27 protein-coding genes and 1 pseudogene are annotated in these 25,824 nt (G+C 60.4%); 14 read left to right on the forward strand and 14 right to left on the reverse strand.

Translation table 11 applies throughout. From position 1 onward, the window contains the following. Positions 1–74: 74 nt before the first annotated feature. From AC0L37_RS01655 to AC0L37_RS01675, 5 genes and pseudogenes are all read left to right on the forward strand, one after another. Positions 75–1,103 (forward strand): LacI family DNA-binding transcriptional regulator, encoded by a 1,029-nt coding sequence (locus AC0L37_RS01655; protein ID WP_269370073.1) that lies wholly within the window; start codon positions 75–77, stop codon positions 1,101–1,103. Positions 1,104–1,202: 99 nt separating this feature from the next. Then, entirely contained in the window at positions 1,203–2,228 is a 1,026-nt protein-coding gene (locus tag AC0L37_RS01660) for an Ldh family oxidoreductase (RefSeq protein WP_282222171.1), read from the forward strand. Further along, positions 2,225–3,451, forward strand: coding sequence for an iron-containing alcohol dehydrogenase (locus AC0L37_RS01665; protein WP_282222170.1), 1,227 nt, complete (start codon positions 2,225–2,227; stop codon positions 3,449–3,451). The genes AC0L37_RS01660 and AC0L37_RS01665 overlap by 4 nt, the downstream gene beginning before the upstream one ends. A 12-nt stretch (positions 3,452–3,463) precedes the next feature. Continuing rightward, positions 3,464–4,938, forward strand: a pseudogene (locus AC0L37_RS01670) (NAD-dependent succinate-semialdehyde dehydrogenase). Beyond that, the gene (locus AC0L37_RS01675; RefSeq protein ID WP_282222169.1) at positions 4,939–5,610 is read left to right on the forward strand and encodes a GntR family transcriptional regulator; all 672 of its coding nucleotides are present in this window, start codon (positions 4,939–4,941) and stop codon (positions 5,608–5,610) included. It begins immediately after the preceding pseudogene. 12 nt (positions 5,611–5,622) lie between these two features. Here the strand turns inward: AC0L37_RS01675 and AC0L37_RS01680 are convergent, their stop codons facing one another. Together AC0L37_RS01680 and AC0L37_RS01685 are read right to left on the reverse strand one after the other, a co-directional pair. Beyond that, entirely contained in the window at positions 5,623–7,017 is a 1,395-nt protein-coding gene (locus AC0L37_RS01680; protein WP_282222168.1) for an L-serine ammonia-lyase, read from the reverse strand. Between the two features lie 38 nt (positions 7,018–7,055). Beyond that, complete coding sequence (locus AC0L37_RS01685; protein WP_282222167.1) at positions 7,056–7,769, reverse strand: SDR family NAD(P)-dependent oxidoreductase; 714 nt, start codon at positions 7,767–7,769, stop codon at positions 7,056–7,058. A gap of 148 nt (positions 7,770–7,917) precedes the next feature. Here AC0L37_RS01685 and AC0L37_RS01690 point away from each other — a divergent pair, with 148 nt between their 5' ends. From AC0L37_RS01690 to AC0L37_RS01705, 4 genes are all read left to right on the forward strand, one after another. Continuing rightward, on the forward strand, positions 7,918–8,526 hold the full coding sequence (locus AC0L37_RS01690) for an alpha/beta hydrolase (RefSeq protein ID WP_282222166.1): 609 nt from the start codon (positions 7,918–7,920) through the stop codon (positions 8,524–8,526). A gap of 185 nt (positions 8,527–8,711) precedes the next feature. Beyond that, positions 8,712–10,421 (forward strand): GGDEF domain-containing protein, encoded by a 1,710-nt coding sequence (locus tag AC0L37_RS01695; protein WP_269370081.1) that lies wholly within the window; start codon positions 8,712–8,714, stop codon positions 10,419–10,421. Positions 10,422–10,507: 86 nt separating this feature from the next. After that, on the forward strand, positions 10,508–10,957 hold the full coding sequence (locus tag AC0L37_RS01700) for a hypothetical protein (protein ID WP_282222165.1): 450 nt from the start codon (positions 10,508–10,510) through the stop codon (positions 10,955–10,957). 2 nt (positions 10,958–10,959) lie between these two features. Next, positions 10,960–11,166 carry a hypothetical protein gene (locus tag AC0L37_RS01705; protein ID WP_212656761.1) on the forward strand — a complete coding sequence of 69 codons (207 nt, stop codon included), beginning with the start codon at positions 10,960–10,962 and terminating at the stop codon, positions 11,164–11,166. Positions 11,167–11,170: 4 nt separating this feature from the next. Here the strand turns inward: AC0L37_RS01705 and AC0L37_RS01710 are convergent, their stop codons facing one another. Together AC0L37_RS01710 and AC0L37_RS01715 are read right to left on the reverse strand one after the other, a co-directional pair. After that, positions 11,171–11,449 carry a GNAT family N-acetyltransferase gene (locus AC0L37_RS01710; protein WP_212656762.1) on the reverse strand — a complete coding sequence of 93 codons (279 nt, stop codon included), beginning with the start codon at positions 11,447–11,449 and terminating at the stop codon, positions 11,171–11,173. A gap of 79 nt (positions 11,450–11,528) precedes the next feature. Next, the gene (locus AC0L37_RS01715; protein ID WP_282222164.1) at positions 11,529–12,230 is read right to left on the reverse strand and encodes a DedA family protein; all 702 of its coding nucleotides are present in this window, start codon (positions 12,228–12,230) and stop codon (positions 11,529–11,531) included. Positions 12,231–12,342: 112 nt separating this feature from the next. Between AC0L37_RS01715 and AC0L37_RS01720 the strand changes: the two genes are divergently transcribed. Beyond that, positions 12,343–12,729 (forward strand): RidA family protein, encoded by a 387-nt coding sequence (locus tag AC0L37_RS01720; protein ID WP_212659040.1) that lies wholly within the window; start codon positions 12,343–12,345, stop codon positions 12,727–12,729. Here the strand turns inward: AC0L37_RS01720 and AC0L37_RS01725 are convergent. The 3 genes from AC0L37_RS01725 to AC0L37_RS01735 all read right to left on the reverse strand — a co-directional run bounded on the left by AC0L37_RS01725 (position 12,726) and on the right by AC0L37_RS01735 (position 14,811). Continuing rightward, positions 12,726–13,577 carry a fumarylacetoacetate hydrolase family protein gene (locus AC0L37_RS01725; RefSeq protein WP_212656764.1) on the reverse strand — a complete coding sequence of 284 codons (852 nt, stop codon included), beginning with the start codon at positions 13,575–13,577 and terminating at the stop codon, positions 12,726–12,728. The two genes, AC0L37_RS01720 and AC0L37_RS01725, sit on opposite strands and share 4 nt — an antisense overlap. Positions 13,578–13,677: 100 nt before the next feature. Then, on the reverse strand, positions 13,678–14,112 hold the full coding sequence (locus tag AC0L37_RS01730) for an RbsD/FucU family protein (RefSeq protein ID WP_212656765.1): 435 nt from the start codon (positions 14,110–14,112) through the stop codon (positions 13,678–13,680). A 12-nt stretch (positions 14,113–14,124) separates the two neighbouring features. Next, positions 14,125–14,811 (reverse strand): GntR family transcriptional regulator, encoded by a 687-nt coding sequence (locus AC0L37_RS01735; protein WP_212656766.1) that lies wholly within the window; start codon positions 14,809–14,811, stop codon positions 14,125–14,127. A gap of 187 nt (positions 14,812–14,998) precedes the next feature. Between AC0L37_RS01735 and AC0L37_RS01740 the strand changes: the two genes are divergently transcribed. After that, positions 14,999–16,549, forward strand: coding sequence for a UxaA family hydrolase (locus AC0L37_RS01740; RefSeq protein ID WP_212656767.1), 1,551 nt, complete (start codon positions 14,999–15,001; stop codon positions 16,547–16,549). Between the two features lie 10 nt (positions 16,550–16,559). On the opposite strand, the gene AC0L37_RS01745 is transcribed toward AC0L37_RS01740, so the two are convergent. Together AC0L37_RS01745 and AC0L37_RS01750 are read right to left on the reverse strand one after the other, a co-directional pair. Next, complete coding sequence (locus tag AC0L37_RS01745) at positions 16,560–17,162, reverse strand: class I SAM-dependent methyltransferase (RefSeq protein ID WP_282222163.1); 603 nt, start codon at positions 17,160–17,162, stop codon at positions 16,560–16,562. A gap of 32 nt (positions 17,163–17,194) precedes the next feature. Further along, positions 17,195–18,109 carry an SMP-30/gluconolactonase/LRE family protein gene (locus AC0L37_RS01750; RefSeq protein WP_282222162.1) on the reverse strand — a complete coding sequence of 305 codons (915 nt, stop codon included), beginning with the start codon at positions 18,107–18,109 and terminating at the stop codon, positions 17,195–17,197. A gap of 215 nt (positions 18,110–18,324) precedes the next feature. Between AC0L37_RS01750 and AC0L37_RS01755 the strand changes: the two genes are divergently transcribed. Then, the gene (locus AC0L37_RS01755) at positions 18,325–19,509 is read left to right on the forward strand and encodes an alpha-hydroxy acid oxidase (RefSeq protein WP_282222161.1); all 1,185 of its coding nucleotides are present in this window, start codon (positions 18,325–18,327) and stop codon (positions 19,507–19,509) included. Here the strand turns inward: AC0L37_RS01755 and AC0L37_RS01760 are convergent. The 3 genes from AC0L37_RS01760 to AC0L37_RS01770 are packed head-to-tail and all read right to left on the reverse strand — an operon-like array spanning position 19,506 to position 21,217. Then, on the reverse strand, positions 19,506–20,306 hold the full coding sequence (locus tag AC0L37_RS01760; protein ID WP_282222160.1) for an anti-sigma factor family protein: 801 nt from the start codon (positions 20,304–20,306) through the stop codon (positions 19,506–19,508). The two genes, AC0L37_RS01755 and AC0L37_RS01760, sit on opposite strands and share 4 nt — an antisense overlap. Continuing rightward, on the reverse strand, positions 20,303–20,809 hold the full coding sequence (locus AC0L37_RS01765) for a sigma-70 family RNA polymerase sigma factor (RefSeq protein WP_212656772.1): 507 nt from the start codon (positions 20,807–20,809) through the stop codon (positions 20,303–20,305). Before AC0L37_RS01765 ends, AC0L37_RS01760 begins: the two co-directional genes overlap by 4 nt. 15 nt (positions 20,810–20,824) lie before the next feature. Further along, positions 20,825–21,217 carry a COG4315 family predicted lipoprotein gene (locus AC0L37_RS01770; protein WP_282222159.1) on the reverse strand — a complete coding sequence of 131 codons (393 nt, stop codon included), beginning with the start codon at positions 21,215–21,217 and terminating at the stop codon, positions 20,825–20,827. A 247-nt stretch (positions 21,218–21,464) separates the two neighbouring features. Between AC0L37_RS01770 and AC0L37_RS01775 the strand changes: the two genes are divergently transcribed. Continuing rightward, positions 21,465–22,562, forward strand: a complete 1,098-nt coding sequence (locus AC0L37_RS01775) for a TRAP transporter substrate-binding protein (protein ID WP_212656774.1) — start codon at positions 21,465–21,467, stop codon at positions 22,560–22,562. A gap of 75 nt (positions 22,563–22,637) precedes the next feature. On the opposite strand, the gene AC0L37_RS01780 is transcribed toward AC0L37_RS01775, so the two are convergent. After that, positions 22,638–24,029, reverse strand: a complete 1,392-nt coding sequence (locus tag AC0L37_RS01780; RefSeq protein WP_212656775.1) for a TRAP transporter large permease — start codon at positions 24,027–24,029, stop codon at positions 22,638–22,640. Next, the gene (locus AC0L37_RS01785) at positions 24,026–24,592 is read right to left on the reverse strand and encodes a TRAP transporter small permease subunit (RefSeq protein ID WP_212656776.1); all 567 of its coding nucleotides are present in this window, start codon (positions 24,590–24,592) and stop codon (positions 24,026–24,028) included. The genes AC0L37_RS01780 and AC0L37_RS01785 overlap by 4 nt, the downstream gene beginning before the upstream one ends. 215 nt (positions 24,593–24,807) lie before the next feature. Here AC0L37_RS01785 and AC0L37_RS01790 point away from each other — a divergent pair, with 215 nt between their 5' ends. After that, the gene (locus tag AC0L37_RS01790) at positions 24,808–25,785 is read left to right on the forward strand and encodes a carbohydrate kinase family protein (RefSeq protein WP_282222158.1); all 978 of its coding nucleotides are present in this window, start codon (positions 24,808–24,810) and stop codon (positions 25,783–25,785) included. The last annotated feature ends 39 nt before the right edge of the window (positions 25,786–25,824 follow it).

Consider the following 25,824-nt stretch of genomic DNA (forward strand, 5'->3'; position numbering starts at 1 on the left):
TTTGATTGGCTTGGCAATAGGCACCTTGCTGAAAACATGCGAGAAGTGGTCGAAACGAGGAATCCCAAAGTCGCATGGCCAAGACCGTATCGTCCCCACCCAAGCCCGCAGAGCGGATCACGATCCGCGAAGTTGCCCAGGATGCGGGCGTATCGGTTGCGGCGGTGTCCAAGGTGCTGCGGGATGCCTATGGGGTCAGTGATGCGTTGCGTGCCAAGGTGCGCGCTTCGATGGATAAGCTCAACTATCGCCCCCGTGCATCGGCGCGCGGCATGCGCGGCAAGACCTATACGCTGGGGCTGATCTTCCCCGATCTGCGCAACCCGTTCTTTGCCGATGTCTATGCCGGGGTAAACTCGGCGCTCGAGCGCACGCAGTATCAGGCCATGCAGGGCTTCAGCACCACGCCCGCCGCTTTGATTGAAGCGATGATTGATCGGCAGATGGACGGGTTGATCCTGATTGGCCCCAATGAAAGTGCTGCCTCACTGGCGGCCACTGGCGCGCGTCTTCCACTGGTGACCATTGGCCAGCATGACAAGAGTGGCGACGGATATGACACGGTCAATAATGATGACCAACTCGGCGCTCGTCTGGTCGTTCGTCATCTTGTTGGCAATGGTTTTCGCAATATTGCCATGCTCAGCCTGATGCAACCGGCCTCCACGGTCATTGAGCAGCGCGAACTGGGTTATCGGCTCGAAATGATGGAGCAGAAATGCGGCGGGACCATCAACATCGTTCGCGCGCCACAGGTCGTACGCGACGTACAGGTGGCTGTGCGGCGATTGCTCGAAAGCAAGGATCGGCCTGATGCGATCTTCTGCTGGACTGATCTGATGGCGTTCGAGGCGATCAGCGTCGCGGTTGACCTGGGGCTGTCCGTGCCTGACGACATTGCCATTGTCGGCTATGACAATACGATGTTCTGTGACTTCGCCCAGAACAGCCTGACCAGCGTGGACCAGTCCGGTGAATTGCTGGGTCTACAGGCAGCGCGTCTGGTTGTTGAGCGTATCGATGGGCGTAGCGCCGCCGATCATTTTACGGTGCCTCCGCGTATCGTTGCGCGAAACAGCTCGCGCCCACGCAAGCCGATCTGAAGGCAATAGCTCGCTGAATCGTTGGGTCGATTGGACCGCGTTGACATCGTGGTGGGGACCGCGCATTTTCCCAATCCTATATCGTATCGGATTTCCCTTATGACGCTGGTTTCGGTTCAAGATTGCAGGCGCGCCGCACAGGTTGCGCTTGAGGGCGCAGGCGTTGATGTCGAGGCTGCCCAGTTGCAGACCGATCTGCTGCTGGATGCGGAGCTGCGTGGCGTACCCTCACACGGCTTCTTGCGCTTGCAGCGGATCATTGAGCGCATTGGCAATGGTGTCGCCGATGCTCGTACGCGGGGTTCGCACCATTGGCGCAGCGACAGTTTTCTTAGCGTTGATGGCCAACAAGGGCTTGGTCCGGTGGTGGCGCAACATGCCGCAGAAGTCGCTGGCGCGCGGGCGCGGCAGACCGGAATCGCGGTCGCGGCGATCAGCCACAACAATCATATCGGCATGCTGGCCTGGTATGCCGAAGCGATCGCCGAGGCCGGGCTGGTCGCGATCATCCTGACCACCAGTGAAGCGCTGGTGCATCCGTTTGGCGGCAGCGTGGCGCAGCTGGGTACCAATCCCATTGCCATTGGCGTGCCGACCGAGGCCGGTCCTTTCGTCATTGATCTGGCCACCAGCCTGGTGTCGATGGGTGAAATTCACGACCACGCACATCGCGGCGCAAAGCTGCCCGAGGGTTGGGCACTGGATGCCGAGGGCCAGCCCACTACCGACCCCAATGCCGCCAAGTATGGTGCCATTGCCCCGTTCGGCGCGGCCAAGGGCTATGCGTTGGGTCTGGGGTTTGAATTGCTGGTGACAGCACTAACTGGTGCGGCGCTGGGACGCGACGTCACCGGCACGCTCGACGCCGAACGCCCCAGCAATAAGGGCGACGTGTTTATTGTGATTGATCCGCTATCGGGGCAGGGGGCGGCGTTGTCGGCGTATCTCGAGACCGTGCGCAAGACCAGGCCCATGCCCGGCTTTGACGCAGTGACCATTCCCGGCGAGCGTGGCCGGGCGCGCAAGGCGGCGCGGTTGTCGGCGGGGATTGAATTGGCGGACAATGTCTGGGCCACCATGCAAAAACTGCGCGATGCGGCGCTGGCCGAAAAGGAAGCACCATGAGCCTGTTCGCCCTGCAACGCGCGCCGCGCACAATCGTATTCGGGTCCGGTCAACGGGCCTCGCTCGCCATGCATGCCCGCGCCCTGGGTCAGAAGGCGCTGATCGTCACCGATGAACGGATGGGCGGCGGCGCCGCGCTTGGCGAACTGGTCGATGCGCTCAAGACTGCCGGTGTTGCGGTGGCGGTGTTTGATCGCACCCTGCCCGAGGTGCCGCTGGACTGCATTGATCAATGTGTAGCCTTTGGCCAGAGCTTTGGGCCTGATCTGGTGATCGGGCTAGGCGGTGGCTCATGTCTGGATATGGCCAAGGTCACGGCCGTTCTGCTGGCTCATGGTGGCTCGCCGCGTGATTATTTCGGTGAGTTCAAGGTGCCCGGCCTAGTGCTGCCGCTGATTGCCGTGCCGACAACATCGGGCACAGGGTCTGAAGCAACGCCGGTAGCGGTGGTCGCCGATAGCGAACGCCTGCTCAAGGTAGGTATTGCCAGTCCGCATATCATTCCGCTGGTGGCCATCTGCGATCCCGAACTGACGCTGAGCGCGCCAGCCGGTCTGACCGCGATTGCCGGTGCCGATGCACTGACCCATGCCATTGAAGCGCTGACGGCGGGACCGCGCAGTGTTGATGCCGGGACCAGCCATGAGCATGTGTTTGTCGGCAAGAATGCGCTCAGCGATGGCCATGCGCGCGAAGCCATTGGCTATCTGGCGCGTGGTTTGCGCCGCTCAGTCGAGAACGGCCAGGATCTCGCCGCCCGCGAAAGCGTGATGCATGGCGCGCTATTGGCCGGACTGGCCTTTGGCACGGCGGGCACCTCGGCTGCGCATGCCATTCAATATCCGGTCGGCGCGCTGACCAAGACAGCACATGGCGCAGGCGTTGCGTGCCTGCTCCCCTATGCCATGACCTTCAATCTGGGCCATGCAACAGCTTCGATGGCCGAGGTCGCTGTGGCGATGGGTGTGGCCGAAGCGGGCGATGATGACCGGGGCAATGCCGAGCGGGCCATTGTGGCGGTTGAAACCCTGTTTGGCGCCATCGGCATTCCAGCCAATCTTGCGGCGCTGGGTCTGGCTCAAGATCAGCTGGACTGGACCGCTGAACAATCTCTGGGGGCTGCGCGTTTGGTCAAGAACAATCCGCGTCCACTCGATCTGCCTGCCATGCAGGCCATTATCAATGCGGCTTTCTCCGGCGAACGCCACCGGCTCGCCAATTAAGGAATCTAATTTATGCTGTCTCTTCCTGAAGCACTTAAATCCTTTGGCATTGAAGCTGCCGTCAAGACGGACCTTTATATTGGTGGCGCCTGGCGCGCCGGGGCCGAAGGCAAGCGGATCGACGTGCTCGATCCCTCCACCGGCAAGGTCATTGCCAGCATTGCCGATGCGACAGTCGATGATGGTCTGGCGGCGGTCAAAGCCGCCCATGATGCCCTGCCGGCATGGGCCGCAATGGCGCCCCGGCAGCGCGGCGAGATCCTGCGCAAGTGCTGGGAGCTGATGGTGGCGCGCACTGAGATGTTCGCCCGGCTAATCAGCCTTGAAAATGGCAAGGCGCTGCCCGATGCGCGCGGTGAAGTCACCTATGCGGCCGAGTTCTTTCGCTGGTTTTCCGAAGAAGCCGTGCGGCTGAATGGTGATTTTTCGACCGCGCCGAGCGGCAATAACAAGATCCTGGTGACACATCAGCCGATCGGGGTTTCCGTGCTGGTGACGCCGTGGAATTTCCCCGCCGCCATGGCGACCCGCAAGATAGGTCCGGCCCTGGCCGCGGGCTGTACCGTTGTGCTCAAGCCAGCCACCGAAACACCGCTGACCGCGTATGCAATGGCCGCGCTGATGGAAGAAGCGGGCGTGCCCGAGGGCGTGGTCAATGTCGTCACCACTTCAAGCTCGGGGAAGCTGGTTTCGGCCATGCTGCATGACGATCGGGTGCGCAAGCTCTCTTTCACCGGCTCGACCGCGGTGGGCCGCAAACTGCTGGTTGAAGCGGCCGATCAGGTGATCAATTGCTCGATGGAACTGGGCGGCAATGCCCCCTTCGTTGTGTTTGATGATGCCGATCTGGACAAGGCGCTCGATGGCGCCATGGTAGCCAAGATGCGCAATGGCGGCGAGGCCTGCACGGCGGCCAATCGCTTTTATGTACAAAGCGGCATTGCCGAGCGCTTTGCCAAGGGACTGGCCGAACGCATGGGCAAGATGACGGTGGGCGTCGGCTATGACGAGACCGTCACCTGCGGTCCGCTGATCAATCAGGGCGCGGTCGATCAGATGGGCGATCTGGTCAAAGACGCAGTGGCTAAGGGCGCCAAGGTACTCACCGGTGGAACGGCCAACGGTGGCGAGGGTTTCTACTTTCCCCTACCGTGTTGACCCAAGTGTCTGGCGACGCCGAGATGGTGCGCGACGAGATCTTTGGCCCCATTGCGCCGATCTCGGTGTTCGAGACAGTTGACGATGTGGTGGCCCTGTCCAATGACAGCGAATATGGGCTGATCGCCTATGTGTTCACCGAGGACCTCAAAAAGGGCCTGAAGGTTGCTGAGCGGCTTGAGGCCGGAATGATCGGGCTCAATCGGGGTCTGGTGTCGGATCCCGCCGCGCCGTTTGGCGGGGTCAAGCAGTCGGGTCTTGGCCGCGAGGGTGCGCATCATGGCATCATGGAATTCTGCGAAACCAAATATATCGCTGTGAGCTGGTAGATGGCGGTTCCAAGTGCGGTGGCCGGATTGCTCCGGCGACCGGCCCGGTTGGGCGACGAGGTCTATAGCGCTATCTTTGCCCGCATCATGTCACTGGAGATCGCGCCGGGCACGCGTATTTCGGTAGACGCGGTGGCCCGGCAACTGGGTGTGTCGCAGACTCCGATCCGTGAGGCGCTGACCCGACTTGAGGCCGAGGGGCTGGTCATCAAGACTCATCTGATAGGCTATAGCGCGGCGCCGCAATTGAGCGCGGCACAGCTGGCCGATCTCTATGAGTTGCGCCTGTTGCTCGAGCCGTTCACCGCGCGGCGGTGTGCGGAAATAATGCCGGAGCCGGTGATCGACCACCTGGCCAGCCTGTGCGCGGAAATGGAAACGCTGTCGCGCAGCGAAGGGTTGGATGCCTATGCGCAGTTCGCCCAGCTCGATATGGCGTTTCACGATCAGCTGGCCGCAAGCGCCGGGAACGGTCTGGTAGTAGAGGCACTCTCGCGGCTGCACACCCATGTGCATCTGTTCCGTCTGGTGTTCAATGCGCGCGCTACCGACACGGCGCTGGCCGAGCACGACGCGATCGTCAAAGCGATTGGGGCGCGCGATCCGGACGCGGCTGAAGCAGCAACGCGCCGCCATATTATTGAATCGCGCGACCGGTTCGCTGCGCGCTAGGTTTGCGGGTTTTCAGCACGCCACCACATTGACGGCCAGGCCGGCCAGGCTCGTTTCCTTGTAGCGCTCGCTCATGTCCAGCCCGGTCTGGCGCATGGTCTCGATACAGGCGTCGAGCGGCACCGCATGTGTGCCATCACCCTTGAGCGCCAGTGATGCAGCGGTCACTGCCTTGACCGCGCCAAAGGCGTTGCGCTCGATACAGGGGATCTGGACAAGGCCGGCGACGGGATCGCAGGTCATGCCCAGATGATGCTCCAAGGCGATTTCAGCGGCGTTTTCGACCTGTTCGGGGGTGCCGCCCATAATGGCGCAGAGGCCGCCGGCCGCCATGGCCGAGGCCGAACCCACTTCGCCCTGACAGCCCACTTCGGCGCCAGAGATCGAGGCATTGTGTTTGATGATGCCGCCAATGGCAGCGGCGGTCAGCAAATAGTCGCGAATGGTCTGGGGCGTGGCGGCGGCGTTAAACTTGAGGAAGTAGCGCATTACGGCGGGGATGACACCGGCGGCACCATTGGTGGGTGCGGTCACGACGCGACCGCCGCCAGCATTCTCTTCATTGACGGCCATGGCGTAAAGACTGAGCCAATCATTGGCCATTAGCGGGGTAAGCTCGTTGCGCTGCCATTGCGGTTCGAGCTGCTCGTGGATGGCCTTGGCGCGGCGCTTCACGTTAAGTCCGCCGGGCATCACACCGCTTTGCGCGATGCCGCGGTCAATGCAGCCATCCATGACATCCCAGATTTCGTCAATGCCACGATCAAGCGCAATCCGTTTGCGGGTGGCTTCTTCATTGGCCCGCTTCATGGCGGCGATCGACAGGCCTGAGGCTGCGGCCATGGCCAGCATGTCCTTGGCATGAGCAAAGGGGTAGGGCACATCGGCCTGCGCTGGTGAGGCGTGCTTGAGGGCTTCGAGTTCTTCGGCGCTGACCACAAAGCCGCCGCCAATGGAATAGAAGGCGCGGCGCAGCAGCAATTGGCCATCGTTGTCATAGGCCGCGAACTGCAGACCATTGGGGTGGCCGGGCAGGACGGTGCGTTTGTCGAACAACAGATCGACTGCGGGTCGAAACCGGTACTGGGCATGGCCGGGTGGATGCACTGTCCCGCTTGCTTCGACCGCAGCGACCAAACCATCCATGGCATCGGGGTCGACGGTTTTGGGATCCTGTCCGCACAGGCCAAGGGTGACGGCACGGCCGCTGCCATGGCCAATGCCGGTAAAGGCCAGCGAGCCGTGCAGGCTGGCGGTCAGCGCCGCTGGGCGGGCATTGGCGGCGCGTGGCCAGTCGCTGCTGGCCAATTCATCGAGAAAGCGCCGGGCAGCGGTCATGGGTCCCATGGTGTGGGAACTGGAGGGGCCGATACCGATTTTGAAGACGTCGAAAATTGACAGGAACATGCCGCCATAGTGGCAGAGCGGCGCGCCGACGCAAGGGGTTACCAGGGCAGGGGCAAACCAGTGTGATCGAGCAGTTGACCGCTCTCAATGGGGCGGAGACGTTCAATCACACCGAGCAGCCTGTCGGCGGCAGCCTCGGGTGGCACAGGCGTATAGGCATTATTGCCGAAAGGGGCGGACAGCGTAGTGGCAACAGTGCCCGGATGCATGGAGACACAAATGGCTTCAGGCCGGTTGCGCCGCAATTCGATGGCTGCGGTGTGCAGCAACTGGTTGAGCGCTGCCTTGGCAGCGCGGTAGCCATACCAACCGCCCAGATGATTATCGCCGATACTGCCCACCTTGGCGGAAATGGCGGCAAACACGGCCTTGCCGTGACGCGGCAATAGCGGCAGCAGGTGCTTGGCCAGAAGGGCCGGGCCGGTGGCGTTGATGGCAAAGCTGCGCGCCAGATTATCGGCGTCCAGATGGCGCCAGCTTTTTTCGGGCTGCATGGTGTCGTCGTGCAAGAGACCAGTGGCGACAACAACCAAGCGCAGAGGGAGACCAATTTCGACAATCCTGTCGGCGGCGCCTGCGATGCTGGCTTCATCGGTGAGGTCAAAATCGCCTGCGGCGCGCGATAGTCCAAGCGCCTGCTCAAACTGGCCGCTTTTGACAAGCGCAGTCTGCACCGCGTGGCCAATGCCGCCGCTGGCGCCAAATACTACGGCCAAGCCGCCATTGGGGAAGGATTGCAGCTGTGCGGTCATGTTGGAGCCTCCGTGCTAGCTCATACGCGGCATGGCATCGGCTGGTTCAGATCGTTTCAGAATCGGCAACAGTGTGTGGTGGTATTGGCGATTGCGCTGGACGCCGATGGCGTCGATATCTGAGTGAGCAATTTTCAGGAGGTCTACGATGGCCGATTACCAGTATCGCGAAGCGGCAGGTGCTGATGCCAATGCACCGCTATTTGTGGTGTTCCATGGCACCGGTGGTGACGAGAACCAGTTTTTCGATCTGGCCGGTCAGTTGATGCCAGGTGCGCGCATTGTTGCACCACGTGGCGATGTCAGTGAAGGCGGTGCGCTGCGCTATTTCCGGCGCACGGGCGAAGGCGTCTATGACATGGAGGATCTGGCCCGGCGGACTGCGCAAATGGTTGGTTTTGTTGAAGCTCGTAAGGCCGAGAACAAGCCCGGCGCGGTGATCGGGCTCGGCTATTCCAATGGTGCCAATATCCTGGCCTCGGTGCAGTTTGCAGCGCCCGAACTGTTTGACGCCACCGTTCTGATGCACCCGCTGATCCCGTTTACTCCGCCCACGGCCGACTTCAGCGCGGCAAGAGTGTTGATCACCGGCGGGCAGCGCGATCCGATTTGCCCGTCGGTCCAGACCCAGGGCTTGCATGACTACTTCGTTGCCCAAGGCGCCGAGACCACGTTGAGCTGGCATGCCGGTGGGCACGAAATTCGTCCCGAGGAACTGCGTGAAGCCCAGACGTTTCTGGCCTCGATGCAGCCATAGCCAAATCGTGCTGCCTGCGCCTCCGTTCGGGGCGCAGGCGTGACAAATCGCCAGCGCGAGCAATCCGTTAGTGGCTTTTTGACGGGTCTTTTGAGATAGTGTGATTCAGGGCGGAGACGCCCCCTCCCTTGCGAGCGAGGCGCACCATTTCCGATCTTCGACACAAAATCGCCAGCAGCCTTCGTGTGCGCGTGCTGATTTTCGTGCTGCTTGGGTTTGCCGCGGTCGCTGTTCCCGCCTATGCGGCCTTTAACTGGATGGTGGGCACCACCATCATCCAACTCGGCACGCTATTTGCGGAAAAGCAGATCCTCTATGATCGCTATCGCGGGCTTGAGGCGCTGACACGCGAGGTTTCGCTGGCCGAAACCCTGGCGGGATCGCAGTCGATCCGCGACTGGGCCAACAATGAGAGCGACCCTGTCCTGCGGCGACGCGGCATCGCCGAACTCGAGCATTTTCGCCAGTCCTTCACCGACCACAGCTATTTTTTTGCCATGGGTGGGTCGGGCAACTACTATTTCAATGACGCCAGCAATAGCTATGCGGGCGATCAGTTCCGCTACACGTTGGACCCCGACAATAGCCGTGACGCCTGGTATTATCGCACTTCAGCGCTGGGCGAAGGCTGTCATCTCAACGTCGATAATGATGCCAATCTGCGCGTCACCAAGGTTTGGATCAATTGCGTGATCCGCGAAGGTCGCAACGTGCTCGGCATTCTGGGCACCGGCATTGATCTGAGTGCGTTTATCGATGAGGTGGTCAATGTCCCGCAAGTGGGTGTGACCTCGCTGTTCGTGGACCGGCTTGGCGCTGTGCAGGCGCACCGCGACAAGGATTTGATTGATCTGAGTAGCCTGACAGCGGAAATGAGTGCCAAGCGCACCGTGTTTTCCCTGGTCGACAGCATGCTTGATCAGGAGGCGCTTCGTCTGCTGATGGAGGATGTTGCGGCGGGCGACGTATTGGTCAAATCCCAGTTTTTGCGCGTCGGCGGCAAGGATGTTCTGGTGGGCGTGGGCTATCTGGACAAGCTCGGTTGGTTCAACGTCACGCTGATGGATATCGATACCATTATTGATCGCCGGCTGTTTGTGCCGATTGGGTTGCTGCTGGCAGCCATGATGGGTCTGGTGGCTACGGTGATGGTGCTGGTATTCAAACGGCAGGTGCTGGACCGGCTTAGGCTGCTCGAAAGTGTGGTGCGCAGTGCGCAGGCCGGCGATTTTGGTCCGGTGCGGGCGATTGGCGCAGCGCAGAAACCCGACGAGGTGGGCCGTTTGTCAACGGCGTTTGCGGAGATGGCCGAGGTTGTTTCGGAGAATACCAGCGAGTTGGAAAACCGGGTGCGGGCGCGTACCGAAGAACTCGAGCAATTGGCGTTCCGCGATGGTCAGACCGGCATTGCCAATCGCCGGGGCTTCATGGCGGCGTTCAGCGCTGTGCCTGAAGGCCAGCGACAGGGGCTGCTACTGGTCGATATCGATCATTTCAAGATCATCAACGACACGTTCGGGCACGCAGCGGGCGATGCGGTGGTGGGCGAGATCGCGCAGCGTATCGTGGCTGCAATCGGCCCCGGCAATGTCTGTGCACGCTGGGGTGGCGATGAATTCATCGCCCTGTTGCACAACATGTCGTCGCAAAAGCTGACCGAGCTCGCTCAGGGTGTAATGACCACCATCAATGGTCGCCCCATTGCGCTACCCGACGGGCGCTCCTGCATGGTCACCACCAGCGTGGGTGCGTGTCTTATTGAAGCTGGCGAGTCCATCGAAATGGCCACGGAGATGGCCGATACCGCCCTCTATATGGCCAAGGGCGCTGGCCGCGATCAGGTCGTGGTGTTCAACCCAGAATCCGCTGCTCAACCGCGCGCTGCCCGCGGCTAGCAATTGTTGTGTCACTGCCGGGGTGTATAGTTGTTTCGCCAAGCAAAGGCTTTGACGTCAGGTAAAAAAAACGGAGGGGAGATGATATGCGCATACTGTCCAGATTATCGCTGACCCTATCGCTTTGCCTGACCATTGCCGCCTGCAGTGGCGGCAATACGGGCTTGCACAATATTCAGTTCTCAGGCGCTGCGGAGGCCTTCCCGGCCGATTATCAAGTCCGGGCCCGTCGCTATCTTGGCGCTGAGGCAGGCTCGACGGTCGCGGTTTCCTATCCCCGACTCACGCTGGGGGAAACAGCGTTGAGTCCCAAACGTTGGTACGTCTGTCTGCGGGGTCTGGAGCCAACAGGATCGGCCCCCGATGGGTTCAGGCCGGTTCTCGAAATCGCCGAAAATATGATGAGTGCACAATCGCGGCCGGGGACTTATGACGTGGTGCTGGTCCTGCGCGCCAGCGGCACCAGCACAGCTATCAAGGGTTATGACAGCCCACTGTGTCGCGAGGGGCGTTACGAGGTCCTGGCGGCGGCATAGTCATGCAGTTCAAGGTCACCCATGCCCGCTATATTGCTGACCGACGGCGGCTGGAATTTACCGCGTCAGGCGAGCGCAATGGCTGCCTGTTCACGGTCGTGACAGATGTGACGTGTCTCAAGGAACCGCAGACTCCCGAGAATGTGCATCTGGTGGCGCTGGCGCGGCTGACAGAAATCTTCCGGCAGCGTAGCGCGTCAGGCTTCTAATTGTTCAGGCCTTGATATCGGACCATTTGGGGTGGCGTCGAAACTGGGCAACTACATAGGAGCACACCGGGGTGATTCTGAAACGGTTCTTGCGGGCATCGGCGACGGCGAATTCCACCAGCTTTGCCGCGATGCCGCGGCCTTCAAACGATGGCGGCACGCCGGTGTGGTCGATGATGATGCCGCTCTCGGTCTTGCGATAGGTCATTTCCGCCTCGGCCGTCGGGGAGAGCTTGATGACATAGCGGCCGCTGGTTTCGCCATCTTCGCGTTGGACAGTCATTTCATTGTCGTTCATGGCGCGGCCTTGCTGCTGGAGTGAAGGAAGATATGAGGCTGGCAAGCTCGCAGTGCAAGCGGGTTCAGCCGGTGGTGTCATTCTGACCCCAGCGCGCCTGTATAGCGCGGCCAAATTTGCCCAGCCAGGGCGCAAAGAAAAGCAGAATGTGGCGATGGAAATGCAGCAGCACAAACAGGGCGGCGAGGATCAGTGAACCGAGCATGATGACCAGTTCAAGCGAAAGCCCGATGGATTTGAGCCATGCGGTGAGCAGCAGGCCGGGCAGCAGATGGGCGGCGGCCCAGAGCAGCGCTGAACTGACATTGATGATCGTGAAGCGGGCATAGGGCATGCCCATGATCCCGGCCACACCGGGAATGACGGCTTTGACACCCGGAATGAAGCGGCCCACAAAAACAGCCTTGCCGCCGTGACGGGCAAAGAAGGCCTCGCCGCGTTGAATCAGCGCACGCTGATCGCGGAAGGGCCAGATTTCGGTGATGGTATCCTTGAGAAAATGGCCGATCAGATAGGAGAGCGCATCGCCAATAACCGCGCCCAGCACGGCCGCGAAATAGACTTCCCAGAATGGCAAGCGCCCCTCGGCGATAAGTCCGCCAGCTAGCAATAATACCGGCGTTGAAGGCACGAAAAGGCCCAGCACGAAAATCGCTTCACCGATGGAAATGGCGAAAATGAACCAAAAGGTTAGCCAGAAATTTCCCGAAACGGCGTTGAGAAAAATCTGCAGATCGGCCGAGATGTTGTGGAACAGATCGAACATGCCGGCGGGCTCTCATGGGCTTGGGCCGGGCGAACCGTCCAGCAGAGGTTGACTTATGGCCGCCTGAACGTTGAGGCTCAAGCTTTATCCTAATGAGAATGCCATGAGCCAGTTGCTGCACCACATGATTGCTTCCGGACCACGACCGGTAGCCCCCTTCTCCCACGCCGTTGAAAGCGATGGATGGGTGTTCGTTACCGGCCAGATGCCGACCGACCCAGAAGCCCCTGATGCGGAACTGCCAATAGGTATCGTCGCGCAGACCACGCGGGTGATGGATAATCTCAAGGTGGTGTTGGCCGGCATTGGGCTTGGGTTGGAGCACATCACCATGGCGCGCATCTACCTGACCCAGTTCGAACGCGACTATGACGGTCTCAATCAGCTCTGGCCCAGCTTCTTTGAAGCAGGGAAGTTGCCAGCGCGGACAACCATTGGGGTCACGGCGCTGGCAGTGGGTGCATTGGTCGAAATCGACCTGATCGTCAAAAGGCCTTAGGCCGACCAAGCCTTGACGGACTGCTGCTGCTCGCCCAAGCCTTCAATACCCAGACGCATGACATTTCCAGGCTTGAGCCAGACGGGCTCAGGCTTGACGCCCATGCCAACACCGGGCGGGGTGCCTGTGGTGATGATGTCGCCGGGCTGCAGGCTCATGAACTGGCTGACATAGGCGACAACGTGGGCGACACCGAAGATCATGGTCTTGGTCGAGCCGTCCTGAAAGCGCTTGCCGTCCACTTCGAGCCACATGCCCAGCTGCTGGGGATCAGCGACTTCGTCGCGCGTGACCATCCAGGGGCCGATGGGGCCGAAGGTGTCTGCAGACTTCCCCTTGACCCACTGACCGCCACGTTCTGTCTGGAAATGGCGCTCTGAAAGATCGTTGACCACGCAATAGCCGGCCACATAGTCCAGGGCATCTGCTTCATCGACATAGCGGGCTTCCTTGCCAATGACGACGCCGAGTTCGACTTCCCAGTCTGGCTTGATCGAGTTCTTGGGAATGATCACATCGTCGTTGGGACCGATTATGGCACTGGTGGCCTTCATGAACAGAATAGGCTCAGCAGGAATTGGGGCGCCGGTTTCGGCAGCGTGATCAGCATAATTCAGGCCGATGCAGATGAACTTGCCGACATTGGCCACGCAGGGTCCGATGCGGTCGCCGGCGTCAAGCTGGGGCAGGGAGCTGATGTCGGCGGCAGCAATCTTGGCCAAACCGTCGGCGCCCAGCGTGGCACCGCCGATGTCATCGACGATACCGGAGAGATCGCGGATCGAGCCGTCTTCGGCCAGAATGGCGGGCTTTTCTGCGCCCTTGGCGCCAATACGAAGCAGTTTCATGTGCAGAGGTCCTTTGTCCCGTAAGCCGTTGCCATCGCAATAAGGCTAACATGTTAGTGTGTCGAGGGCGACCTTGGTCCAATCCGTTCGGTTGGGACAATCAATCGGCTGGCCGGATCACGCCTTTCTTGAGGATGATATTGCCATAAAGCCGGCTCTCGCCGCTCTGCACGATGGCGTAGCCCTTTTTGACGCGCTCGTAGAAGGCAAAGCGCTCCAGCGAGGAAATGCTCATGCTCGGCTCGTGCTGCTGCAGGATGCCTTCAAACGCATCGACGACGGGTTCGCGGCGGGTCGGATCGCCCACGGTCTGCATGACGATGGCGGCCTCATCAACGAAGTCGTCGAGCGGCAGCAGGCTGAGTACGGCGTCCAGAATCTCGGTGGCGCTTATGCCGTCCATGCGCACCAGAGCCGGGCCCGATGAATCTGCTGGGAAATTGGCGTCGACAATGGTGATTTCGTCGCCATGGCCCATGGCGCGCAGAATTGCGAGCAGGTCTGGTCCGAGAATGGGTGGGATGGACTTGAGCATGAAATGGCCTCCTCAGCCGAAGGGAAAGCTGTCGCTGTCGGTGCCCAGTGTGGCGCCGTCGGCGAACAGTTCCGGGTGTTCGCGGGCAAAGGCGAAAAGTTCCACCATCACTGCGTCGATATGAGCGCGGATGGCGGCAATGGCCTGCTGCTCTTTGCCGGCCAGAATGCCGTCGAAAATGGCCTGATGTTCGGCAATGGTAATGGCCAGGCGCCGGGGTGTGACAATCAGCCAGCGGGCGCGGTCGAGATTGGCGCGGGCCGAATCAATGATGCCCTTGATCTTGGTGAATTCCATGGCCCGATAGATAATGTCGTGGAACTCGATATCGATCTCGTGAAAGGTTTCGGCATCGTCGCGTTCGGCGGCTTCGCGCTGCTTGGCCATATTGGTGTGAAGGGCGTCAATCAATCCGCTGTCGTGACGGCCAATGAAGACGCGGAGCGCTTCACTCTCGAGGCCTTTGCGGATCAACATGTATTCGCGCACATCGGCGATGCGCACCAGCGAAACGGTCGAGCCGCGTTGCGGGGCGATGTCCACCAGACCTTCAGTCTGCAGGCGCGCCAGCGCCTCGCTCACCGGAAAACGGGAGACACCCAATTGCTCGCAGACCAGCGACTTGTCGATGGCGCTGCCGGGCGGCAGGGCGAGCGACACAATGGCGTGACGCAGCACATTGGTGACCTCGGTGGTCACATTGCCTCTGGTCAGCACGATAGGTGCGCTCAGAAAAGAATAAGGACTTGCTTCCGTTTTCATGCTAACATGTTAGTTAGAGCCGTGGTGCTTTACAACGCCCATCGCTGCCTATTGCCGGCGCAATCTGGCGGTTTATGACGGCGAGGTAAAGCACAGTTGAGATCCGACCCCTGAAAGCACATCCATGTCTGACACGATGACCCGTCCACAGCCGCGTACGCTGGTGTTGAACCCGGCCGACAACATTGCGGTGGCCCTGAGCAATCTTGATGTAGGCAGCGTCACGTTGCAGGGGCCGTCCATCGTGCGGCGTGTGCCCAAGGGGCACAAATTTGCCATCCGCCAGATCGCTCAAGGTGAGCCTATCCTGAAATTCGGTCAGATCATCGGTTTTGCCAAGGAAGCCATTGTGCCGGGCGACTGGGTGCATGAGCACAATTGCGGCATGGGTGGTCCCGATGGCACGTTGAGCCATGACTATGCCTTTGCCGAAGGTGCCGTGCCGCCCGAGATGATTGCGGTGGAAGACCGCGCGACCTTTGAGGGCTATCGCCGGGCAAATGGCAGTGTCGGCACGCGAAACTATGTGGGCATCCTCACATCGGTGAACTGCTCGGCGACCGTGGCCAAGTTTATTGCCGAAGGCATCAACCGCTCCGGTGTCCTTGATGATTATCCCGAGATCGACGGCGTGGTACCGTTCGTACACGGCACGGGCTGCGGCATGGAAAGCCGTGGCGAGGGGTTTGATATCCTTAAACGCACGCAATGGGGCTACACTTCCAACCCCAATCTGGGGGCGGCCATGCTGGTTGGCCTGGGCTGTGAAGTGTTCCAGATCGGTCGCATGAAGGAGATGTATGGCATCACCGAAAGCGACACGTTCCAGACCATGACCATTCAGGAGCGTGGCGGCACGCGCAAGATCATCGAATGGGGCATCGAGCAGATGAAGGAAATGCTGCCCATTGCCGCGCGCGCCAAGCGCGAAACGGTCGATGCGTCGGAACTGACGCTGGCCCTGCAGTGCGGTGGCTCGGATGGCTATTCGGGCATCACCGCCAATCCAGCACTGGGTTATGCCGCCGATATTCTGGTGCGCAATGGTGGTACCGCCATCCTCAGCGAAACCTCGGAAATCTATGGCGCCGAGCACTTGCTGACGCGGCGCGCCGTGTCGCGCGAGGTCGGTGAAAAGCTGATCAGTCGCATCCACTGGTGGGAAGATTACACCAAGCGCAACCATGGCGAGATGAACAATAATCCATCGCCCGGCAACAAGCTGGGCGGTCTGACAACGATTTTGGAAAAGTCGCTCGGCGCGGCAGCAAAGGGTGGCACCACGCCGCTCACGGCCGTCTACGAATATGCCGAAAAGATCACCGAAAAGGGATTTGTGTTCATGGACACACCCGGCTTCGATCCGGTCTCGGCGACGGGCCAGGTGGCTGGTGGCGCCAATGTTCTGGCCTTCACCACGGGGCGCGGCTCGGCCTATGGCTGCAAGCCAGTGCCTTCAATCAAGCTGGCGACCAATTCGGACATGTATGAGCGCATGACCGAGGATATGGACATCAATTGCGGCGACATCATCGATGGCGTTTCGATCGAGGACAAAGGCCGCGAGATCTTTGATCTTATTCTCAAGACAGCCTCTGGCGAGCAGACCAAGTCGGAAGCTCTGGGATATGGCGACAACGAGTTTGTGCCCTGGCAGGTCGGCGCCACGATGTAGCGATCGGTTATTATCTCAGCCGATAGACTGACGCCTGCCGTTGTGTTGTCTGCCGCGCGTCACCGACATCGCCGACTGCGTATGAAGCTATTGGTACGAGTTGATCCACGGGCAGATCGCGGCGCTGTGGGTCGCCGATCAACACGGTGATGCCGACTGCATGACAGCGCTGCAGAAAAGGCAGCATCCGGCCTGCCGTTTCCGCATTGTAGAAGACGTCACCGCCTGCGATCACAGCGATATCGATCGGCGGTGGGCCGTCCAGATCAATCTCGACAAGGTCAATCATACAGCAATTGGCAGTCGCATTCAGCGCTATGGCCGCCCGGCCATAGGCGTCGATTTCGGCGGCGATGGCCGTTGCGCCCGCCATGGTGGCGGCTATTCCGACAAGGCCTGATCCCGCCCCCAGATCAAGTACGGTCCTGCCAGCGATCAGCTCGGGATGCGCCCTAAAGTGGTGGGCGAGCGCCAGGCCACCAGCCCAGGCATAAGCCCAATAGGGAGCCGCCGCGTCGCCGGTTTTTGCCTTGGCCAAGTGGGACAGGCGGCTGCCCGAGTGGGCTATATAAAGACTGATTTCGGGCAGGCCTGGCACAGCTTGCAGCTGCAAATTGGCTTTTATGAACGCGGTAGCATCGTGGCTCAACGCCGCTGCACCCCCTGAATATTGACATGGGTCGACATCAGGAACTGGTTGCAGGTGATGAATAGCCGGTTCCGCTTTGGTCCGCCGAACTCCACGTTGGCGGTCTTGGCGCCGGTGTGGATGCGGCCAAGCAGTGTGCCTTGGGGGTCATAGACATTTACGCCCAACCCGGCACTGCTCCAGATATTGCCCGCAACATCAAGACGGAACCCATCAGAGAGCCCGCTATCGATATCGGCGAAGACCTTGGGACTGGTCAACCGGGCGCCGTCGACATTGAACTGACGGATCTGAATGGGCCATTCGGGGTCATGGCTGCGACCGGTATCTGATACGTAAAGCAGCGATTCATCGGGCGAAAAGGCCAGTCCATTGGGCTTGGCAAAGTCGTCGGCGACCACGGTCAGTGAGTTATCTGCGGGATCAAAGCGATAGACGAAGCAACCGGGCTGCTCCTGTTCAGAGCGATAGCCCTCATAGTCCGAAACGATGCCGTAGGGCGGATCGGTGAACCAGATCGTGTCATCGGATTTGACCACCACGTCATTGGGTGAGTTGAGGCGTTTGCCCTGATAGCTATCGATCAGAGTAGTGATCGTGCCATCATATTCGGTGCGCAGTACGGCGCGGGCACCGTGCGAGCAGGAAATCAGCCGACCCTGACGGTCGCGGGTGTTGCCGTTGACGAAATCGGAGGGTGCGCGAAATGTGGTAACGCCAAGTCCGGGCACAAATTTTAGCATGCGATTGTTGGGAATATCGCTCCACACCAGGTAATTGCCATCGGCGAACCAGACCGGTCCTTCGGCCCACAGGCACTGGTCGTAATGGGTTTCGAGGGGCGCGATGCCGATCGTGAGTTCCTTGAACCGGTTGTCGATAATCTCAAGTGCGTCGCCGCTGACTGCCATAGTCGCCCCCTCTCGTTTTGTGCGCATTTGATGGCAAGCAGTGTCGAGTGGCAAGTCGATCTGTCATGAGATGTGGCGGCCCGTCAGCCCGACGAGCGCGAGGTCCCTCGTTTCTCAATACTCGCGATGTATGCAGTGCTTGGACGCGTCCCACCAGCAATTGACGACTAACATGTTAGTTGCTAGGGCATGCGGACAGTTCAGGAGCGCCGCACATGTCCAGTCTCGACAAGATCCTCACCGTTGACGAGATGAAAACCCGGGCGCGGCGTTCAGTGCCCAAGATGTTCTTCGAATACGCCGACTCCGGCAGCTATACCGAGGGCACTTATCGCGCCAATGAGAGCGACTTCAACAAGATCAGCCTCAAGCAGAAGGTGGCCGTCAATCTCGAGGGACGCAATCTCAAGACCGAGATGCTGGGCAAGCAGATCACCATGCCTGTTGCGATTGCACCTGCTGCGACGGGCGGCATGCAGATTGCTGATGGCGAGATCAAGGCCGCCAAGGCAGCCGAGAAATTCGGCGTGCCCTTCACGCTCTCGACCATGGCGGTGTGCTCGATCGAGGATATTGCCGAGAACACGAGCGCGCCATTCTGGTTTCAGCTCTATGTGATGCGCGACCGCGACTTCATCGAACGGTTGATTGATCGGGCCAAGGCAGCGAAGTGCTCGGCGCTGGTACTGACCATGGATCTGCAGATCCTGGGCCAGCGTCACAAGGACATTCACAACGGGCTCTCCACCCCGCCCAAGTTCAACGCCAAATCGGTGTGGCAGATGATGCAGCACCCCTTGTGGTGCGCGCGCATGCTGGGCACCAAGCGGCACACCTTCCGCAATATTGTGGGGCATGTGGGGGGTGATCACGATCTGGCTTCGCTCTCGGCCTGGACGGCCAGCCAGTTTGATCCAACGTTGAACTGGGCTGATATCGCCTGGGTGAAGAGGCGCTTTGGCGGGCCGGTAATCGTCAAGGGCGTGCTGGACCCTGAAGACGCCAAGGCTGCGGTCGACAATGGTGCTGATGCAGTGATTGTTTCCAATCATGGCGGTCGCCAGCTTGACGGCGCGCCCTCCACCATTCGGGTTTTGCCCGAGATCATGGATGCCATTGGCAAGCGCACGGAAGTCTATCTCGATAGCGGCATTCGCTCGGGTCAGGATGTGGTCAAGGCGCTGGCCTATGGTGCCAAGGGCACCTTTATCGGTCGACCCATGCTGTACGGGTTAGGCGCGGGCGGTGAAGCCGGTGTGACCCGGGTGCTGGAGATCATGCGCAAGGAACTCGACACCACCATGGCGCTGTGCGGCGAGCGCGACATTCTCGATGTCGGGCTGCACAATATCTATTCCAACGACATTCCTCCCCGCAATGCGCCGGTCGCCAACGCCTAGCTGCGATAACGTGCGGCGCTGATGTCACCTTCGGTGAGCTGGACGTAAACCGCCTGGGACACCGCTTGCATCTGATCGACGGGCAGGGTGCCAACCACTGTGCAGGTGATGCGGGCATTGGCCCAGTAAAAGGCCTCGGTATTGTCCACACTGGCCAATTGGGTGACCTGTTGCCGGTCGGGGAGCGCGGCCGTCACATAGACGGTGATGCGCTGCTGGCTGGTATTCTCATACATTAGCTGGGCTGCCCGGCCGCCCAGTTCCGGTTCGCCCGGCAGTAGTCGACCACCGACCAAGACAAATCCCTGGGCGCTCAGATCGGGCATGCCCAGATTGGTGTCGAGACGGTTGGAGAGCCAGCTCGAGAGATGGGCACTGTCATCGCCGCCCACTTCGACTGCATGACGGTTTTCGGCGACAAAGACCGTGTGGGCATTGACTGCATCGGCGATCAGCGTGGCGCTGGCTGAGGGGGCATCAAAAACGGGTCGGGCAAACCAGCCGGCGCCCAGACCGAGTGCCAAAAGTACGACTGCCGCTGCGGCCCAGCGCCAGGTCCGGCTACGGTGCTGGATCTGTTCGGCGGCAATTCGGCGCGCGCGCAAGCGTGCCGGAACCGGTTCGGCAGCCACGGGGTCGAAAAGGCTCTGCAATGCCTGGGTCTGGCGCTGCATCAAGGCGAGTTCGGCGGCTGCGTCGGGATTGGCCGCCAGATAGGCCTGGACGGCCGGGATCTGTGCAGGATCCAGCTGTCCATCGACGAAGGCCATCAGTGTGTCACGGGTGATCAGGCTCATTTTACCGTCCTCAGATGCGGCTCGGCGGGTGTGCCTGTGGCCAGACGCAGGGCATGGCGGGCCCGGCCCAGCCGGCTCATCAGCGTACCTAGCGGGATTTTGAGAATGGCGGCGGCCTCCGCATAGGGCAGGCCTTCAAGGGCGATCAGCAGCAAGGCTTCCTTCTGCTCCAGTGGCAGGGTGTCGATAGCACGGGCCGTTTCGGCCAGTGCAATATGGCCCGGTTGCGGGGCGGGGGTCGAGGGCTCGGGAACGCGGTCAAAGTCCACCGGTTGGCCACGCCGCTGTGCCTGGCGCAATTGATTGCGATGCAGGTTGAGCAACACAGTGAATAACCAGGCGCGGACTGGTCCAGTGGGTCGGAACAGGCCGCGTCTGGAAATGGCGCGTTCGAGGCAGTCCTGAACCAGATCGTCGGCCAGATCGGCATTGCGTGTCAGCGCCCGGGCATAGCGCCGCAGGGCCGGTACGCAGGTTTCGACCTGATCAAGGAAATCGCTCACTGGACCGCCCGGGGCTTATTGAACTGCAAGATGCCAGACGCCGCCGACGCCGTCACCTGTGGTCTCGCCGGGCTGGGTATCGTTGATCCAATAATAGAGCGGCGCGCCCTTATAAGCCCACATGCTGGTGCCGTCGGTGCGCTCGACAACGCTGAATGCGTCATCTGCCGTGGCACCGTCATCGGCCAAGAGCGGGGGCCAGTTGGCGGCGCACTGATCGTAGCAATTGCTGACGTTTTCGCTGTCCTTGTCGAAAATGTAGAGCGTCATGCCATTGGCATCGGTGAGCACTGTCTGGCCAGCAATGTCGGCTGCTTTGACCGCGCCGCCAGCAAGCTCCTGGGCCAGGGTTGGTGCGGTCAGAAAGGCGAGTGCGGCAGCGCCTGCCAGAAATGAACGAATAAGCATGGAAATCTCCCTCTGGGTTCGGGCCACGAATGCGGCCTTCACTGACATCAACACCAGGCGCGGCGGTTTAATCCCGTCGATGGAAAAGAAATTGGGGTGGTCCGATTATGCTGTCTGAGCAACATGATGCTGGACACGACGGCGCTACATTGCTTTTGTAGCGCCAACTGGTGCGCGCCATCTGGGAGAGGGTGGACGTGACACTGGCATCGCACGCAAAAGTGCGTGCGAGTTAGGGAGAAATAGAATGAAGAGACGCGAATTCTTCAAGTCGGCCTCGGTCGCTACGATCGGTGCTGCGGCAGCAACAACGCTTGCCACACCTGCCATTGCTCAGGATGTCTACAACTGGCGCATGGTTACCACCTGGCCCAAGAACTTCCCCGGTCTGGGCGTTGGCGCACAGAAGCTGGCTGATCGCATCACCAATGCCTCGGGCGGTCGCCTGAATGTTCAGGTGTTCGCATCGGGCGAAATGGTGCCCGGCCTTCAGGCTCTGGATGCCGTGATCGACGGTTCGGCCGAAATGAGCCATGGCGCTGCCTATTACTGGCAGAACAAGAGTCAGGCACTGAGCTTCTTCACGGGGGTGCCATACGGCATGACCAGCCGTGAACTGGCTTCCTGGGTGCGCTATCTCGGCGGCCAGGAACAGTGGGACAAGATCTACGACCAGTTCGGCCTCAAGGGCTACCTGTCGGGTGATACCGGTACTCAGGCCGGCGGCTGGTTCAAGAACGAACTGACCGGCGTTGCTGATGTGCAGGGTCTGCGCTTCCGTACGCCTGGTCTGGGCGGTCAGGTCTGGGCCAAGCTTGGCGCCTCGGTGACCAATATGGCTGCTGGCGAAATCTTTGCTGCGCTGCAGTCCGGTACGCTTGATGCCGCTGAATTCGTTGGCCCGTACAACGATCTGGCACTGGGCTTCTATCAGGTCGCCAAGAACTACTACTTCCCAAGCTTTGTTGAGCCGGGTCTTGCCACCGAACTGGTGGTCAACAAGTCCAAGCTGGCTGAACTGCCCCCTGATCTGCAGGAACTGGTCAGCGTTTGCGCCCAGGCATCCTATGATGACGTGGCGTCGGACATGTACGCCAATGATCCGCGCGCACTGCGCTCGCTGGTTGATGATCACGGCGTTCAGGTCCGCGCATTCCCGGATGAAATCCTGGAAGCCGGCGCTAAGGCATCGATGGAAGTGATTGCCGAGATCCGCGAAGGCGGCGATGCACTCACCAAGGAAACGGCAGAGAGCTTTATCTCGGCCTTCAACCTGCTGCGTGAACGCACCGAAGGTACGGATGCACCGTTCCTCACCGCACGTCAGAAGTACATCAAGTACTAGGCTGTCAGCCGGATCGAACAAAGAAAAGCCCGGGCTCGCGCCCGGGCTTTTTGCTGTTTGGAATATTGCATCTGCCTAGTGGTAGAGCAGTTCGGGTAGCCATGTCACCAATTGGGGGAACATGAACAACAGGGCCAGGCCCACCACCTGCAGCAGCACGAAGGGGATGACCCCGCGATAGATCATGCCGGTGCTCACCTGTGGTGGCGCCACGCCGCGCAGATAGAACAGTGCGAAGCCAAAGGGCGGCGTCAGGAAGCTGGTCTGCAGATTTACGCCAACCATGACACCGAGCCAGATTGGATCGACGCCAAGCGTCAGCAGGACTGGTGCGGTGATCGGGATCACAATGAAGATGATCTCGAAGGTGTCCAGGATGAAGCCGAGCATGAACATGATCAACATGACGATGATGGTGGCGCCAATGGCGCCGCCGGGCATGTTGGACAGGAAGGCATGCACCAGATTGTCGCCGCCCATCATGCGGAAGACCACCGAGAATACGGCAGCACCGAACAGGATGATGAACACCATCGATGTGATGGTGGCGGTGGAAATCACTGCCTGGCGCAGGATGCTGAAGGTGAACTTGCGGTTGGCGATGGCCAGCACCATGGCGCCTACCGAGCCGACCGATGCGGCTTCTGTGGGGGTGGCAATGCCGCCCAGGATCGAGCCGAGCACGGCGATGATCAGCAGAAGTGGCGGCACCAGAGCGACCATGACTTCGCGGGCCAGGTGCTTTTTCTCATCTTCAGGAACCGGGGTTGCCGGCGCCGAAGCGGGATCGGTGATGGCTTTGTAGATCACCCAGCACAGGTACAGGCCGACCAGCATCATGCCGGGCAGCAGGGCACCGGCAAACAGTGCGCCAACTGAAACGGGTTCGGGCGCGAAGTTGCCTTTTTCCATCTGAACCTGGGCGTTGATGCCGGCAAGCATGTCGCCCATGAAGATCAGCACGGTGGAGGGTGGGATGATCTGACCCAGCGTGCCCGAGGCGCAGATAACGCCCGTGGCCAGCTTGGGATCGTAGCCCGCCCGCAGCATCGCCGGCAGCGAGATCAGGCCCATGGTGACCACTGTGGCGCCCACAACGCCGGTGGAAGCGGCCAGCATGGCGCCCACGATAATGACGGAGATGCCCAGGCCGCCGCGCAGATTGCCGAAGAGCTTGCCCATGGTCAGCAGCAGGCGCTCGGCGATACCACTGCGCTCAAGCATGACGCCCATGAAGACAAATAGCGGCACAGCGACCAGAGTTTCGCTGCTCATAAGGCCGATATAGCGACCAATGATCGAGGCATAGTTAGAAGGGTCATAGACCCCCATCAGCCAGCCGACCACGCCAAAGATCAGCGCGGTACCAGCCAGGGAAAAGGCGACGGGGAAACCAATCAGCAAGACGCCAATGACGCCCACGAACATGAGGCAGGCGAGAATTTCGCCGATCAGAACAGCACTCACGGGGCGGTCTCCGCTTCTTCGTTGTTTACGTAGCGCAGATGCGCGGGCAGCAGGTCCTGCTGTCCGGTCAGCACCAGAATGGCGCGGCAGGCCATGGCGATGCCTTGCAGGCCGACCAGTACGGCAAACACGATGATGAAGCTCTTGAGCACGAACAGGCCCGGCATGCCGCCGACATTGCCCGAGGCCTCCTGATAGCTCCAGGAGCGGGCGATGGCGGGCCAGCCATAGGTCAGGACGACGTAGATAAAGGGCAGCAGGAAGACCACCACGCCGAACAGGTCGGCAATGGCTTTCCAGCGGGTCGAGGCGGGGCGGTAGAAGATGTCAACGCGGACGTGATCATCGCGCAGCAGCGCAAAACCGGCAACGCCGGTGAACATGGCGCCGCTCAGCCAGACATAGAGGTCCTGCATCCACAGCACGCTGGTTGAAAAGACGTAGCGCTGCACAACAACGGTGAAACAGACCAGCACACAGGCCAGCGCCAACCAGGAGAGGGTTTCGCCAGCCACCCTGTTGATGGTGCTGATCCCCCTGACAATCCAGGCAAGTAGTTGCAACAGACAGTCCTCCCCTTTTGTCGCCGAGTGGCCGAGGGTTTTTGTTCCATTCCCGGCTCTATTGCAAATGGATTGAGCAGCATAAGGGGCCAAGGTCAACAGCTACGGGGCTTTGGGGGTCGAATGAGCGCGTGTGGCTGGTGACAAACTGGGCAAAAATGCTATGTCGCAGCGGACAGCGCGAAAGTGGCGTAGTGTCAGCCAAGGAGGCCTGAATGTTTGTTGTTGGTGGCGAAAGCCTGATCGATCTCAAGGCCGAGGTGGCACTGCCCGGTGGCGAACTTATCGGACGCGATGGTGAAAACCAGATCGTGATGACCGCGCATCAGGGCGGTTCGCCCTATAATTGTGCGATCGCCTTGTCCAAGCTGGGTAACTCGACCGGCTTCCTGTGCCCGATCTCGTCGGATGCCTTTGGCGACTACCTGCTGGGGCCGCTGGAAGCTGCAGGCGTTGTCGCCTTGTTGCCTGAGCGCGTGTCGGAATATACGACGCTGGCCGTTATCAATTTTGATGACAACCACAATGCGCGCTATGGCTTTTATCGTTCCGCCGATGGCGCTATCGACGCCGCCAGGGCCATTGCTGCACTGCCCGCCCAGCTTGAGCTATACCAGATTGGCGGGTTCTGCCCGATCAAGCCGGCGGAAGCTGAACAATGGCAGCAGGTGGTGCATGCCGCCATCGCCAAGGGCGCGACCATTTCGATGGACCCCAATGTACGCCCCAGCCTGATCGATGATTTCGAAGGCTACAAGGCGCGGCTGTCGAGCTTTCTGGACCTGGCCCATGTCGTGAAGGTATCCGAGGAAGACCTCGAAGCGCTCGACAGTACGAAGGCTCTTGAGCAACACGCTGCCGACCTGTTGGCCCGTCCCAATTGCGAACTTGTCGTGGTGACGCTGGGCGAAAAAGGATCACATGCCTTTACCGCTGCGGGAACCGCGCAGGCCGCTATCTATGCACCGCCGGTTTTTGGGGACACAGTGGGCGCCGGTGACAGTCTGATGGCAGGCATTCTGTCCTGGCTGAACGAGCGCGACCTTCTCAAACCGGGCAAGCTCAACGCTCTGGGCGATGCCGCACTGGCAGACATGCTGCGTTTTGGCGCGGTGGTGGCCGGTATCAATTGTGGTCGCAAGGGCTGTAAGCCGCCGACCCGTGCCGAAGTCGACGCCGTTCTGGCTGGCTGAGCATCCCGCTCCCTATCTCGCGGCCTCGTGAGGACATCG

This window comes from Devosia sp. J2-20, from assembly GCF_055808475.1.

Excerpts from the sequence above, each read along its gene's own strand:
- AC0L37_RS01655 (WP_269370073.1), top strand. The coding sequence starts at position 75 with ATGGCCAAGACCGTATCGTCCCCACCCAAGCCCGCAGAGCGGATCACG.
- AC0L37_RS01660 (WP_282222171.1), top strand. The coding sequence starts at position 1,203 with ATGACGCTGGTTTCGGTTCAAGATTGCAGGCGCGCCGCACAGGTTGCG.
- AC0L37_RS01665 (WP_282222170.1), top strand. The coding sequence starts at position 2,225 with ATGAGCCTGTTCGCCCTGCAACGCGCGCCGCGCACAATCGTATTCGGG.
- AC0L37_RS01675 (WP_282222169.1), top strand. The coding sequence starts at position 4,939 with ATGGCGGTTCCAAGTGCGGTGGCCGGATTGCTCCGGCGACCGGCCCGG.
- AC0L37_RS01680 (WP_282222168.1), bottom strand. The coding sequence starts at position 7,017 with ATGTTCCTGTCAATTTTCGACGTCTTCAAAATCGGTATCGGCCCCTCC.
- AC0L37_RS01685 (WP_282222167.1), bottom strand. The coding sequence starts at position 7,769 with ATGACCGCACAGCTGCAATCCTTCCCCAATGGCGGCTTGGCCGTAGTA.
- AC0L37_RS01690 (WP_282222166.1), top strand. The coding sequence starts at position 7,918 with ATGGCCGATTACCAGTATCGCGAAGCGGCAGGTGCTGATGCCAATGCA.
- AC0L37_RS01700 (WP_282222165.1), top strand. The coding sequence starts at position 10,508 with ATGCGCATACTGTCCAGATTATCGCTGACCCTATCGCTTTGCCTGACC.
- AC0L37_RS01705 (WP_212656761.1), top strand. The coding sequence starts at position 10,960 with ATGCAGTTCAAGGTCACCCATGCCCGCTATATTGCTGACCGACGGCGG.
- AC0L37_RS01710 (WP_212656762.1), bottom strand. The coding sequence starts at position 11,449 with ATGACTGTCCAACGCGAAGATGGCGAAACCAGCGGCCGCTATGTCATC.
- AC0L37_RS01715 (WP_282222164.1), bottom strand. The coding sequence starts at position 12,230 with ATGTTCGATCTGTTCCACAACATCTCGGCCGATCTGCAGATTTTTCTC.
- AC0L37_RS01725 (WP_212656764.1), bottom strand. The coding sequence starts at position 13,577 with ATGAAACTGCTTCGTATTGGCGCCAAGGGCGCAGAAAAGCCCGCCATT.
- AC0L37_RS01730 (WP_212656765.1), bottom strand. The coding sequence starts at position 14,112 with ATGCTCAAGTCCATCCCACCCATTCTCGGACCAGACCTGCTCGCAATT.
- AC0L37_RS01740 (WP_212656767.1), top strand. The coding sequence starts at position 14,999 with ATGTCTGACACGATGACCCGTCCACAGCCGCGTACGCTGGTGTTGAAC.
- AC0L37_RS01750 (WP_282222162.1), bottom strand. The coding sequence starts at position 18,109 with ATGGCAGTCAGCGGCGACGCACTTGAGATTATCGACAACCGGTTCAAG.
- AC0L37_RS01755 (WP_282222161.1), top strand. The coding sequence starts at position 18,325 with ATGTCCAGTCTCGACAAGATCCTCACCGTTGACGAGATGAAAACCCGG.
- AC0L37_RS01760 (WP_282222160.1), bottom strand. The coding sequence starts at position 20,306 with ATGAGCCTGATCACCCGTGACACACTGATGGCCTTCGTCGATGGACAG.
- AC0L37_RS01770 (WP_282222159.1), bottom strand. The coding sequence starts at position 21,217 with ATGCTTATTCGTTCATTTCTGGCAGGCGCTGCCGCACTCGCCTTTCTG.
- AC0L37_RS01775 (WP_212656774.1), top strand. The coding sequence starts at position 21,465 with ATGAAGAGACGCGAATTCTTCAAGTCGGCCTCGGTCGCTACGATCGGT.
- AC0L37_RS01790 (WP_282222158.1), top strand. The coding sequence starts at position 24,808 with ATGTTTGTTGTTGGTGGCGAAAGCCTGATCGATCTCAAGGCCGAGGTG.